This window comes from Phocaeicola plebeius DSM 17135 (assembly GCF_000187895.1).
In the GTDB taxonomy this organism is placed as follows: Bacteria; Bacteroidota; Bacteroidia; order Bacteroidales; family Bacteroidaceae; genus Phocaeicola; species Phocaeicola plebeius.
The window spans coordinates 672,361-686,090 of record NZ_DS990130.1 but is presented as its reverse complement, the minus strand read 5'-3'; the positions used below and the strand labels follow the sequence as shown (position 1 = coordinate 686,090).

General features: G+C 46.8%; 13 protein-coding genes. All 13 read right to left on the bottom strand.

What is annotated here, in order from left to right:
- Positions 1-62: 62 nt before the first annotated feature.
- Positions 63-1,676 (bottom strand): hypothetical protein, encoded by a 1,614-nt coding sequence (locus BACPLE_RS11000; protein WP_007561853.1) that lies wholly within the window; start codon positions 1,674-1,676, stop codon positions 63-65.
- Between the two features lie 27 nt (positions 1,677-1,703).
- Positions 1,704-2,939 carry a hypothetical protein gene (locus tag BACPLE_RS10995; protein WP_040313006.1) on the bottom strand — a complete coding sequence of 412 codons (1,236 nt, stop codon included), beginning with the start codon at positions 2,937-2,939 and terminating at the stop codon, positions 1,704-1,706.
- Positions 2,940-3,070: 131 nt separating this feature from the next.
- Complete coding sequence (bioD, locus tag BACPLE_RS10990; RefSeq protein ID WP_007561850.1) at positions 3,071-3,718, bottom strand: dethiobiotin synthase; 648 nt, start codon at positions 3,716-3,718, stop codon at positions 3,071-3,073.
- A gap of 13 nt (positions 3,719-3,731) precedes the next feature.
- Complete coding sequence (bioC, locus tag BACPLE_RS10985) at positions 3,732-4,481, bottom strand: malonyl-ACP O-methyltransferase BioC (RefSeq protein WP_007561848.1); 750 nt, start codon at positions 4,479-4,481, stop codon at positions 3,732-3,734.
- Complete coding sequence (locus tag BACPLE_RS10980) at positions 4,466-5,134, bottom strand: DUF452 family protein (RefSeq protein ID WP_007561846.1); 669 nt, start codon at positions 5,132-5,134, stop codon at positions 4,466-4,468. Before BACPLE_RS10980 ends, bioC begins: the two co-directional genes overlap by 16 nt.
- 20 nt (positions 5,135-5,154) lie before the next feature.
- Entirely contained in the window at positions 5,155-6,330 is a 1,176-nt protein-coding gene (locus BACPLE_RS10975; protein ID WP_007561844.1) for an aminotransferase class I/II-fold pyridoxal phosphate-dependent enzyme, read from the bottom strand.
- An 18-nt stretch (positions 6,331-6,348) separates the two neighbouring features.
- On the bottom strand, positions 6,349-7,638 hold the full coding sequence (bioA, locus tag BACPLE_RS10970) for an adenosylmethionine--8-amino-7-oxononanoate transaminase (RefSeq protein WP_007561842.1): 1,290 nt from the start codon (positions 7,636-7,638) through the stop codon (positions 6,349-6,351).
- Positions 7,628-8,590, bottom strand: coding sequence for a biotin synthase BioB (gene bioB / locus BACPLE_RS10965; RefSeq protein ID WP_007561840.1), 963 nt, complete (start codon positions 8,588-8,590; stop codon positions 7,628-7,630). The genes bioA and bioB overlap by 11 nt, the downstream gene beginning before the upstream one ends.
- Before the next feature lie 49 nt (positions 8,591-8,639).
- Positions 8,640-9,029: a hypothetical protein gene (locus BACPLE_RS18610; protein WP_050792083.1), complete on the bottom strand. Its 390-nt coding sequence runs from the start codon at positions 9,027-9,029 to the stop codon at positions 8,640-8,642.
- Between the two features lie 89 nt (positions 9,030-9,118).
- Entirely contained in the window at positions 9,119-10,327 is a 1,209-nt protein-coding gene (locus BACPLE_RS10955) for a TlpA family protein disulfide reductase (RefSeq protein ID WP_007561836.1), read from the bottom strand.
- A gap of 117 nt (positions 10,328-10,444) precedes the next feature.
- Positions 10,445-11,713 (bottom strand): M56 family metallopeptidase, encoded by a 1,269-nt coding sequence (locus BACPLE_RS10950; RefSeq protein WP_007561835.1) that lies wholly within the window; start codon positions 11,711-11,713, stop codon positions 10,445-10,447.
- A 12-nt stretch (positions 11,714-11,725) separates the two neighbouring features.
- The gene (locus BACPLE_RS10945; protein ID WP_007561827.1) at positions 11,726-12,091 is read right to left on the bottom strand and encodes a BlaI/MecI/CopY family transcriptional regulator; all 366 of its coding nucleotides are present in this window, start codon (positions 12,089-12,091) and stop codon (positions 11,726-11,728) included.
- Positions 12,092-12,381: 290 nt separating this feature from the next.
- The gene (locus BACPLE_RS10940; protein ID WP_007561823.1) at positions 12,382-13,644 is read right to left on the bottom strand and encodes a hypothetical protein; all 1,263 of its coding nucleotides are present in this window, start codon (positions 13,642-13,644) and stop codon (positions 12,382-12,384) included.
- Positions 13,645-13,730 lie beyond the last annotated feature (86 nt).

The window sequence follows — 13,730 nt, the reverse complement described above, 5'->3', positions numbered from 1 at the left end:
GGGAGCTGCCCCAGTGAATAAAAGCAACTCCCGTATTTAAATAAAACAAACACAATGAACTTCTAGAAGTGAACGCCCAGTGTTAGCAGCAACTGATGACGTTCATTAGTCACTTTCGTAGCCTGCAAAGCCGCATCACTGAATGCATAGAAATCAGACTTATATACATCATATTTATAAGCTAAGTCAGTGTAGAACCACTTGCATCTGTAACCCAAGCCCACAGTTACCGTATTACGGGCTAAATCATTAGCATATTCTGTATCTGTACGCATATCATTTGCATTCAACGACTTGTATGCACCATCCTTAAAAGCCGATGTAGAATAATTGTAACCCGCTCTTACGCTAAACGCAGAAGATATACGAGTTTCCATTCCCAAACGCAGTGTATGTTGCCCTTTCAGCGTAGATTTGGTATACTCATTCTGATTCTCCATCGGAGTTCCATCATTATAATACAAGCGAGAAGAGCCGAAATTGGCGTACTCATATTCCGCACCTAAAGCCATGATACCTCCTAAAGTCGTTCCTGCACTGACATTGAATTTCCATGGAGTAACCAAACGATAGTCCTGCACAGATTCTCCGGCATAGTCTATAGTTCTTTCATTCGCCTTAAACTGCTTATTATCCTCCTCATTTTCATATTTATAATTCAGTTCTGAGTAAATTTCAGAAGAATAGATATCTGTCAATGAATACCAGGTAGGCGTATGAATGGCAAAACCGAAACGGAACGGAGATTCTTCTATGGGTCGGAAAATAGCTCCAAGTTTCAAATTAATCCCCGATCCTTCCGTACGATACAGATTCCGCAACTCATAGAAACCGGAATGACTACCATCATACAAGTCTTCTGTATAATAAGTACTGCGTGTATAATCCACATCGTTCACACCCAATGTAATTCCGAAATACATCCGGTCTTCCACATTAAATGCAACGTTAAAATCATACTGGTTAATGCCGCCTTCTTCCCGACTGCGGAATCCACCGGAATTTCCATTCCATCCAATCGGTAATTGATAGGTTCCTCCTTTTCCATCGTCAAAAGTACCTACTCCTACCAAACCAGTACGAATACCCATTACGCCTAAATATGGATAATTGACATTATTATATGGATTAGACAGGTTACTATGACCTTCCATTCCATAATTATAAATATTATCTATCTCATCCATAGAGAAAATGGTTCCTCCCACCATATTGGCCATCTGCTGCGTTTGTGAAAGACCGTTAAGCATTCCTCCAGCCGCAAACATTCTATTGAAATTACGACTCTTATGGTAATTGAATCCAAAGTTCAGGTAGCGAAGTGTAGTACGATTACCAATCTTTGTGGAATACACAAAACCAATCTGATCAAAGGAAGCCTTATTCCGCTTGTCATTCATCTTCTCCCCTCCAAAGTCACTCTCAGCCTTTGTGCTGTTCATACCAAAGGAAGTAGACAAGTCATGCCCCCTAAACAAACCGATACCAGCAGGATTGGTACCAATAGTAGAAATATCCGCTCCCAAAGCTCCCATGGCTCCTCCCATACCTACAAATCGGGCCGTACCGTTTAACTCATCACCAGCATAGCGAGCCGCATCATACGCATTCTGCGCCATAGCCTGCGCACTGCACATCAATGAGCAGGCCATCGCATACATATATTTCCTTTTCATACTTGATTTCTTTATTTAATGTTCAGACTATCTTCTGTGTGCACCTCCGCCACCACCAGAACTTACACTTCTTGAAGAGCCTCCACTGCGGGTTGTAGTAGAGCGATAGCTACCTCCTCCAAAATTGTTGTAGCTTCTGACAGATGAGTTTGAATTTGTCCGTGAATTGTTTATTCCGTTCATCCGGTTGCCGTTATTCTGGTTCATGCGGTCAAACGCTCCCGTATTACGATAAGAATTAGGACGTGTACTGCTTGGACGAGAATAAGTAGATTCACCAATACCTTGTGAAGGACGTGTATATCTCACACCTGTGCTACGTACTCTTGTAGCGTCATCCGGACGTACAGAACGTACCCCATTAGTTCCGCTCACTACACGACCTCCCGTTCTACCGTTTTGGTCCAAGCCACTCATCACACGACCTCCTGTTCGGCCATTATGGTCGAATACAGAGCCCACAGTACCTCTCCGTACCACATTCTCTGCACGGCGGTTATTGTAGGTATAAGAATGACCATGCCATCCTCCTCCCCATCCATACGACGGATAGTACGGATAATGATGATGCCACCCCGGTCCCCAGTAACCGGCCCAGTAGCCTCCCCAATAGCCACCCCAGTAACCGCCATACCAGTAAGGAGAATACCAGCTGCTATAATACCATGGAGAAGACCATCCCCAGCCAAAACTGAATCTCGGCCCGGCTATGCTCCAGTTCCATCTCCAATCCCACCACAACGGATTGCTGTAGGTAGGAAATACATAAGCATAAAGTCCGTCATCATACACATTCCAGTCCCATGACGGGAAAGCACCATACACTACATCCCAATACAACGGACTGCTTACCGGTATGGCATAACGCGGACTCCGGAAACGAACGATGCGCATGGCATATTCGTAATCATCCTGCGAACCTTCAAATCCGTTCACCCATTCCCCTCGTTCGCCATACGGTTTTTCCTGAATGTAAAGCGTATCATTCTGCATAGAGAATGTATTTTCACGTGATGTGTACCGACGGTTGTACTCATCTACATCACGCGTATTTCCTGCCACATCTTTCACTACAACCGGAGTGGAAGTAGTCGATGTGGAATACACCGTTGTCCCCTGACTATTCTGCTTCGGGGCCACTACGGTCTCCTTCTTCGTTTCCGTTTTTTTCTTCGGAACGAAGTAAAGGTCGTCGTTACTCTGCGCTGCCAAAATAAATGGCAAGCCAGCCAACATCAACGAAGCAAATACTTTCACCTTCATCATAATTATATCATTTAACGGTTTCACCTTTTTAATCTGATACAAAATTAGAAAGATATTTCTCCCCATCAAGCAGGAAATCCCTATTTCGAGGTAGGGATTTCCCTAAACTTGTCGAATGCTCAATCTTTTTACACTCCCAGGAACGGAACTACCACAAACTCGGCGTCTGGATATTCCCGTTTCAGCAAGTCGCGCATATATTCCTCCGTATCGCGACGGATAATCTCATCGTCTTCTTCCGGAAAGAGATTGTAGACCAACGTATGCAGACGGATGCCCCGACGCGTCATCGCTTCCAGGCTCAACAACGTGTGGTTGATGCTGCCCAAACGACCGGAAGTGACGAACACCAGCGGATATTGCTTCTGTGCCACATAATCAATGGTCAGCAACTCACGGGTCAGCGGCACCATCAATCCTCCGGCTCCTTCCAGCAACACCGCATCATAGCGGTCGCTCAGTGTCTGAGTGGCACGTTCAATCTTATCGAAATCAATCGGGCGCTTGTCTATCTCCGCTGCCAGATGCGGAGAGCAAGGATAAGAAAAAATCTCCGGCATGGTCAGCCGTTCCTTATCCTCCGGCAGCAAGCCGGTACCCATAATCCGGCGATGCAGCTCGATATCTTCCGACATGTCCGTATTCCCCGTCTGAATCAGTTTCTCCGTAATGGTACGGATGCCCCGTTCATTCCAGGTCTTGGCCAAGTAAGCCGTAGCATAACTCTTTCCGATATTGGTATCGATACCGCTGACAAAATTTACATTCTTTTTCATACTCGTAACCTTTTTATTTTCTACATATCACATAAATAGGATGAAAGGTCAGGTACACCTTTCCCCGTTCATCCGAGAACTGTCTCGTATAATTCCGACAGAATTCCTGTAATCTGCCGCGTGTCCATGGCTGTGCAGCCGTGCCTGTCACTCCAGTTTCCTTCAAATGCTTCAACACTTCCAAAGGAGAAGAGAATGACAAGCGCAACTGTTCCTCGTGGGCATATACCACTTCATAACGTGCCGTCAGCATCTCTTTCAGTTCCTCCAGTGACGGATACGACAATCCCGCCGCAGTCAGTGTCGCCACCTCCTCTGTGTTGTGAGGACCGAAGGTACTGAAAGCCAGATATCCTCCTTCGTGCAACAGCTTCCGGCATCCTGAAAAGAAACGTGGCAAATCTTCAAACCACTGCACCGCCGAGCACGATACAATCAGGTCCTGCCCCTCCGGAAAAGCTAATGTCTCCGCATCCTTCACCATGAAATGCACCTTTTCACCCAGCACATCTGCCAGGTAAGGTTCCACTTCCGGACAAAGGTCATTCAGCCACATTTCTTCCGGTACAGCCTGCTGCAAGTACATCCGTGTGAACATGCCCGTGCCGCAGCCAATTTCCAGTACCCGTTCCTGTATGTCCGAAGGAATGTAACGACCGGTCAGTTCTGCCATTCGGGATGCCACGTAACGCTGCACGTCGGCCTTGTCCAAGTAAGTCCCCACGGCCTTGGCAAAGCGCCGACTAATCAGGGCCTTGTCCATAAGCGACTTTCTCCGTTCAGCAACTCACGGAACAACTCCTCGTCATAGTGTTCCGCATCCACTTCTTCCACGGCCACTCCCCGCCAGGCTTCCCGTTGGTTCTGAGGCGGGAAAATCTTGTCGTTCGTCCCGACAATCGCCTTGTTCCAAGTCCACTCCACAGCCGGACGATTCTTTACTTCCGTCCACAAAACAGCTAGCTCCTGGTGCAAATCGTCTACCTCCCGATAAGGGTGATGCGACAGGAATGTCTTCACCTGGGCAGCCGACCCGCAAATTCGCCGACGGAAACGAATCAGTACCGGTTCCGAAAAATTCTCCAAGGTTCCCTGAAAGATGGCTTCAGGAATACCCTTTGTATCGTGAATAGGGAAAGGCGTACCGTTTACTGCCAGCCTCATCCCGTAAGGATACTCTTTTCCGGCCAACGTCTGGCAGGCTACCCATACCCCCATGGACCAGGCCATGACCCGTATCTCCCTGTAGCCCTCCAGCAGACTATAGTCAAAATCCAAATCCTTATAGTCGAAACACAACAGGCAGTCACATCCTTCCTGTACCGGTCCGGCAAACAAATTTTCGTCCGAGCCCCATCCAGCAAAGAAGAGCAGCAATGTGGAATTTCCTTCCTTCTTGATAAACCGTTGTTTCATATCTCAATTTCTTTCTGTTTTCATGATTTCATTTCATGACACAACCGTGCCATCTCATCCTCTTCAATCAGCGAAGTCAGCGAGAAACGCAACCGCGCTGTTCCCTCGGGTACGGTAGGCGGACGCACCGGCAACACATAAAAGCCGTGTTCCTGCATCTGCAAGGCCTTCCAGATGGCCTTCTCATTGGCTCCCACTACCAAGGGAATAATGTGACTTTCCGACGGACATTCCACCCCACTCTCACGGATAGCCGTCCGCAGGCTTGCTGAGATTTTGGCCAGATGCTCCCGCCGTGCCTGCATATCTTCCAGGTGCGACAAGACAAAGCGCGTCCATGCCACATTGATAGGCGGCAAGGCCGTGGTGAAAATCAACGTACGCATCCGGTTCACCAGGTAATCGTGCATCACCTTCCGGCTCACTACATACGCTCCCACGGAAGCCATCGCCTTGCCGAAGGTACCGCACAAGAAATCGATGTCCTTCAGACAACCTTGTTCCTCGGCTACCCCCAGTCCTCGCCGGCCCCGTACGGCAATGCCGTGCGCCTCGTCTACATACAGCATCACGTTGGTATAACGATGCTTCAGTTCCACCAGCCGGTCGAGCGAAGCCACGTCACCGTCCATGCTGAACACACTTTCGGTCACTACAATAATCCGGTGATACTCGCCGTGATGTTTGGCCAGCAGATTCTCCAACTGTGCATAGTCCTGATGACGGTAACGGATGCACTTGGCCACCGACAAGCGGATGCCGTCAATCAGACTTGCATGCACTAATTTGTCGGCTAAAATCAGCGTGTTTGCATCGGTCACCGCCGGAAGAATTCCCGTATTCATGTGATACCCGCTGCTGAACACCAGTGCACTCTCCGCTCCAAACAACGAAGCCAGCAGCGATTCCAGTTCCCGATAAGCAGGGAAGTTACCCGTCAGTAACCGCGAAGACGAGGAAGAAAAGCACAAATCCCTTTCCTTCACTGTCCGCAGAAATTCCTCACGCAACGCCTTATCCGAAGCCAGTCCCAGATAATCGTTCGACGATAGGTTCAGCATCCTTCGTCCGCCGGCCTCAATCCATTTCCCTTCGCTGCAGGTTTCCGGCAACACACGCAGGTTGCCACACGCCTCCAGTTTATCCAGTTCCAGCTGAAAATCTCCGTCCAGTCCGGGTTGTATTTCATTTTCCATAATTCACCTCCTTTGTTTTTATTCCGGCATTTCACCGACAATCTTACACAAACCACTCGTCAGTTTCGTCAGTTCTTCCGGACGAATGATGAAAGGCGGCATGATATAGGCCAGCCGTCCGAACGGACGTACCCAGATACCTTCTTCCACAAACCGGCGCTGCATCCAGCCCATGTCGACCGGCTTCTTGGTTTCAATCACTCCGATGGCACCCAGTACCCTGACATCGGCCACCTGCGGCAACAAAGCCGCCGGTGCCAGTTCCTCTTTCAGCTGTGCTTCGATACGGCGTACCTTCTCCTGCCAGCCTGACGACAACAACAGACGCACGGAAGCCAGTGCCACGGCACAAGCCAACGGGTTGCCCATAAACGTAGGACCGTGCATGAACGCACGCGGCTCCTTGGAAGAAATACAGTCGGCCACCTTTGCCGAAGCCAGCACCGCCGAGAAGGTCATATACCCTCCGGTCAGTGCCTTGCCGATGCACATGATGTCCGGTTCCACCTGCGCATGTTCCCATGCAAACAATTTCCCCGTACGTCCGAAGCCTGTGGCAATCTCGTCAAAAATCAGCAGCATGCCGTGTTCCCGACAGAGACGTGCTGCCTCCCGCAAATACTGTGGATGATAGAAACGCATGCCTCCGGCTCCCTGTACGATCGGCTCTAAAATCAGTCCCGCCAGTTCACCGTGATGCTGCTTGATGACTTCACGCAAGGGTTCGATGTCCTTCTCATCCCATTCGGCATCGAAACGGCACTGCGGAGAAGGTACAAAATATCGCACCGGAAGGGCCGAACCAAACAGGCTGTGCATGCCCGTCACCGGGTCGCATACCGACATGGCGTTCCACGTATCGCCGTGATAGCCCGAACGGATGGTCACGAAATTATTTTTCTCCGGATGACCTGCCGCAAACTGATATTGCACCGCCATCTTCAAGGCCACTTCCACAGCCACCGACCCACTGTCGGCATAAAAAATGTATTCCATGCTGGGAGGCACGATTTTCAGCAATTCCTTTCCCAATTCGATAGCCGGCTCGTGTGTCAGTCCCCCGAACATCACGTGTGACATCCGGTGAAGCTGTTCTTCTATTGCCTGGTTCAACACCGGATGATTGTATCCATGCACAGCACACCACCACGATGACATGCCATCAATCAGTTCCGTACCGTCGGCCAGCGTCAAGGTACAACCCTGTGCCCGTTCCACCTTATAAGTGGGCAGTGGGTTTGAAGTTGAAGTATACGGATGCCACAAATGGTTCCGGTCAAATTCGTCAAACAATTTCTCACAATTCATATCCTGCCTCCTTTATACGTTCTTTGTCTTTTGTTACTTTTGAGCCAAGGGTAGTCAGCAAATCCCCCACAATGGCCGAATTGATTCCCACATACAGCGCACGGTCCACCGTCTCCTCGCTCAACTGCGAGCGCCCTCCGGCAAAGCGAAGGAAAGCCGTCGGGTTCACCATGCGGAACATGGCCACCGTACGCAGCACCTCTTCCGCCGTCAGCGGCTTTGCGTGTTCCAGCGGCGTTCCCTTGATGGGCTGCAACAAGTTCAACGGGATGGACTGTACCTCCAGTTCCCGCAAGGTCAGTGCCAGTTCTACTCGCTGGGCCGGCGTTTCTCCCATGCCGATGATGCCTCCGCTGCATACGTCCATGCCCGCCCGTCGAGCTGCCTGGAGCGTTTCTATCTTCTGTGCCTGCGTATGCGTGGAACACAAGGTCGGGAAGAACGAAGGCGCCGTTTCCAGGTTGCAATGATAACGGCTCACCCCGGCACGATACAAGGCCGCAAGCTGTTCTTCCGTAGCCAGTCCTAACGACGCACACAATTCAATCTTACTGTGCGCCCGAAGGTATTCAAAGTGCTTGCAAAGTTTCTCTATCTCTCCCGCCGAAGGCCGACGACCACTGGTCACCAGTGAGAAACGAGCCACACCCTGGCTTTCGTTCATCTTTGCCTGACGCAAACATTCCTCTTCACTCACCAGTCCGTACTCCTCCACACCCGTGTGATGATGCACCGACTGGGCACACCATTTGCAGTTTTCAGGGCAACGACCCGACTTGGCGTTAATAATGGAACACATGTCAAACTTCCGTGAAGCGTATGCCACCGTAATGCGGTGAGCCACCTCACACAGTTCCTCAAAAGGCGCTTCCTCGAGCAGCCACAAAGCCTCTTCCGAAGTAAGCATGCCTCCTTCCTTTATCTTCTCTTCTAATTTCTGTAATCTTTCCATACGTATTTATCCTAAAAAAGAAGGGATGTATCCGCTTCGGTTAAGTCTGTCAGACTTGACCTGAAACGGGTACACCCCTTCCGGTTATTGTTATCTTATTTATTTCCTCTAAAAGCAGCGCAGGCACTTCTTCCCTTTGCGGCACCAGCAGACACCACAATCTTGTCCGGTCCGTTTCGAATAGACTTCCTCCAAGCCCTAGTCCTCCACTTCCAAAGAGTGCATCTTCCTCTGAAAGGTCAGTCCATGACGTGCCTTCTATTTTCTTTCCCTCGCACACTGCCGTTTTCTGCTTGCCCAATGAAGCATCTGCAATTCCTCGTCCCACCTGTCCGATGGTGACATGACGGTGCAGGCTCACAAACGCAGCATATTCCTTCCGGCTCCAGCGACGGAACCGAAGCATGACCTTTTGCGAACAGGGAGTGATACGATGCATCTGTTTTCTCTTTGTTTAAATGTATGGCTGCAAATGTATAGAAAAATCTACAGAAAATGCAAGGATTGAGGAGAATACGTTTTTTCGGTCTACAAATTCGCTTTTATCTTCTTTTCTATCTCTGCATCTGTTGTCTTTTCTGCATAGCCTTGGAGCTTTGCAATTATCGTGCGGTCTTTGCCTATCAAGTAAAACTGCGGAACTCCGCTACCAGCCTGATAATCATTTATAAGTTTAGCAATTGTATCCTTATCGGCTGTCAGAAAACTGTATTCTATTCCCTGATTTTTCACATAGGCTTCGCAAGATGACTTCGACCTTCCCCACGTTTCCACAGCCAGCACTTCAAGCTCATTCACCGCATATTCTTTTTTCAACCTGTTCAAGAAAGGAATCGAAATCTTGCATGGTCCGCAGCCTATCCCTGTGAACTGCAACAAGATGACCTTCGACTTTATACCGCTTAAAGAAACCTTCTGACCCTTCATATCAGTAAGCGTCCAGTCTGGAGCTTTTTTACCCGTCATATCCACAGTCGCCTTCTGAGACTTCTCTCCTTTTATACGCCGCACATAATCTGCCGGATAATAATCTTCCGCCACAATTTTTCCCTTTCCATAAGGATTATACACAAAATCGGAACAAATACCCTCACTGATGCTATGCTGCATCTCCCTGCGATAACGATAAGGCATGTCATTTTCTTTTGAAATCCAGATTTTGTAAATAGATGTCGGATCATATATATACGGATTCTGCGGCATGTAACAAGCTTTACCAAAGAACTCCACCTGATACGGTGTATGGATACTTAATTCCATCAGATAATCTTTCCCCTCATCCTTCAAGCTGAGGACTATGCTATCCTGAGTGTTCAATACATACTCAAGAATGGATTTCATGCAACCAAAAGCTTGCGGCATAATAACTCTGAATGGAAGGGGACTTTTCTGAGTGAAATCATCTATCCTTACTTCTTTTTCTTCTTTCTCTATGTAAGCAAACACAGTTCCGTCATATACCCAAAGTGGTTGTCTGAATTCCTTATCCGAGGCACACAAGAAAGAATACCCCACAGCAGTATCCTGCGGATTCACATGCTCATAAATTTCTGTTGGCACACTGTACACCGGCTCTTTGTCTCCCGGTTCCCATGCCTTTTTCACACAATGATAGGTTACCGATTCTACAGCGTTCATTTTCTCCAGTACATGCGACAGATAGTCCGTCTCTCTATTTTGTCCGTAAATCGGCAGAGCCAATAACATGGAGGAGAATAATATTACAATGATTTTCATGACATTATATTTCTATAAAAAATGAGTCCGCTCTAAAATACGGGATTACATTCCAACTTCTCTCAGAAACATTTAAAACGTAATTGCAACCCATTTTAAAGCGGACTCAAAAACAATTTATTGGAGTTTGAAGGAAACAGGTACGGTAAATTTTACCCTTACGACCTCCCCCCTCTGCATGCCCGGCTTCCACTTAGGCATGGTCTGCAGCACGCGCAAAGCCTCTGCATCCAAATCCGGATCTACAGAACGAGCCACCTTGAATTCGGTAGGAGTTCCGTCTTTTTCCACCACAAACTGCACGATTACCCGCCCCTGCACATTATTCTTCATGGCATTTTCCGGATATTTCATGTTTTCTTGAAGGAATTTCAACATTTCCTTCATTCCTCCCGGAAATTCAGGCATCTGTTCTGCGACCATAAACACTTCGTCTTTCGCCACACTGTCAGTAGGAGCCGCTACTGAATCTGGTGCGACGGTTTCTTCTTTAGCATCCTGTTTTTCGGATGCTCCCTGCGAGCAGGAGATGTTTCCGGCAACGAGTAGAGCAAAGGCCGGAAGCATGAACAGTGCATATTTGATATGCCCTGCACCGTTTGATTTTTTCTTGTTCATCATAATGATACGTTGTTTAAGGTGAGAGAAGTTGAAATTATTGGATAACCCGTACTTGTGGTTATATGCCAACCCAAGCAGATGATATTGATAGCTTTTAGTGGCAAACCCTGCCTCCATTACTTTCCTGTCGGCCAGGAACTCTAAGTTGAGTCTGACCTCGCGTTTCAGCAGCCAGGCAAAGGGATTCATCCAGCAGCAGATGCTGACCATCTCGGCAAGAAGTACATCGACAGAATGATGCTGCTTTACGTGCGCCATTTCGTGCGTCAGAATTTCACTGATTTCATCTTCCTTCACTGCGGCAGGATTCATGAAAATCCATCTGAAGAAAGAGAACGGTCCGGAAGGGTCATTCAAACATTTTACGCGGACACCGTTTATCTCTTTTTCCGGCATACGTACAATGAGGCGATACAGACTGAATGCCTGAATCGCAAGCCGGACGAGCAATACCAGTACTCCGGCAAGATACAAATAACCTATCCACTCAGACAGCACGAACACACGGTTCCCGGTTTCTGCCGCTTCACTCCCCACCACAATCTCCGGCAACACCGCCGAGTAATCAAAGTGAGTGAGCATAATCATGCGGTCACGGCTTTCCAGCCATTCACGCACGTCGATAAAAGGCAGGATGAATGGCAATACAAGCGACACTATCAGGATAAATCTTCTGGAACGGAAGAAGGTATCCCGCGTGCATACCAGTTTATAGAGCGCGTAAAACAGGATTAATCCGACATTGACTTGAAGAAGGTATAGCATAAAAATAAGTTTTTATTTGTCTTCACGTTTTTCAATCAGGTTGATAATCTCATTCAGGTCTTCCTTGGAAATCTTCTGTTCCTTGGCAAAGAACGAAACCATCTCCTTATAAGAATTGGCAAAATAATTGCGCACAATGTTGCCCACAGACTTGCTGGTATACTCTTCCTGAGCAACTAAAGGAGTATACCGGTAAGTATTACCAAACCTTTCTGCCTGCAGGTATCCCTTCCGCTTCAGGTTGTTGATGACGGAGGCCACCGTGGTATAAGGTGGTTTAGGTTCAGCATAGCATGCCACCACATCCTTCACAAAACACGGTCCCAAGTTCCAAATAAAGCGCATGGCTTCTTCTTCCTGATAAGTTAGCTTTTCCATATCAAACGAGTTTTCTACGAACTTTTCGCAAATCTACGAAATTATCGTAAACAATAAGCATTCAAATGGTTAATTATATTGAACAAGAAATACATTTTCAAAACTATTCTATCACATTGCAGAAACGCAAGCGTATATAAAGAAATACGAACAAAAGATTTCTATGTTTCCTTTCCGGAAACCATACGGCTCTACAGCCGGAAACCTACGTTTCCCGTAAGAGAAACGTAAGGTTCTGCCACGGGAAACGTAGAAAAGGAAAGATAATTTACCCAAAAACGGATAAGCAATTATTTTCTTTTATTGAAAATAACAATAATGGCCACAATTATGACCAACGACAATGCGGAAACTACAATTTTATAGCCTGCGATAGTCGACCCTACATACTCCGTATACGGATAGAGTTCATTAAACAAGCAGCTAGAATCCCATAAAGTAGAAAGCATGGTCAGCAACGTCAGAAAAATCAAGAAACGATTCACCTTCCTGTCATTCCTTTTTTCCCGCCTCTGGTTTTCCACATCAATTAAATGATACAGCTGACTCCGTTCCTCACTAATTTCAAGTCCTGAGTCGATTGATTTGTAAATTGCAAGAGGTAAAAAATTATATGATATCTTGTGAAAACAATATGCACTCTCAAACGATACTAATTCATCTTCCAGCTGAGATATATCGCTTAAATTCTTACGGAAACGAATGTTCAACCTGAAAAGATAAAATTTCAAGAACAAACTATGTATGTATATCAATCTGAAGTATGTATCAGTCCAGTTATTCAGCAACCAGCCAGGTGCCTTAAACGATAAAATGGTAAACGTATCCATTAGACTCAAGGCACTCCAATTATTATAAAACGAGATCTTGCTTTTATGCAATACTTCTTCCAAATAAGAAGGAGAAATACCGTTGTCCTCATGTTTTGCATAAGAACCCACCCTGGACAATGTACCTAACTCGAAGAGCAGCACATCTTTTTCCACTTCATCAAGTGACACAGCACTTACAGAATTGACCACTTGAAAGACTTTCAGCTTGTTGCCGTTTTCTATCAGCTGATTAAAGCTTACGTTTTCTGTTTTATGAAACCACCGGTACAAATCCATAATGGGGTTGATTGCAGCATCAATAAATGCCCCATGCTTCACTTTGTCATAGCATATTACCGACCGCAACACAGACATTACACTTGTTATCTGATTTAAGTCATCCGTTTCCTGTTCAATTTCTATGGAATACATCAGCATAGCATAAGGCATGATATAAACCGTTACATTCTTCAGGAAAAAACGATACGGACTCTCACCCTCTCCTAACGAAAGAGTTACCGGTTGCTGTATATCGTAGCGATAGCTATGAACACATCCGGAACAACTGCCTCTCATACAAAATTCTACCAACTCATGATAAAAGAATTTCTTATATTCCTCTATCATCCCGTCGTCATACACTATTTCTTTCCAACCTTCAGTCAAAAAAGGTGTTTGGCCGTATTGCTCCGGAAGATTAAAATATCCACACAAGAATGCCACATGTTTATAGTCTTTCATAGTTATTTTTTCTACAAAAATAAACCTTTATTTGTGATTACGAAATTTTTAATGTACTTTCGGTTATTCGTCCTACTAAATCTATT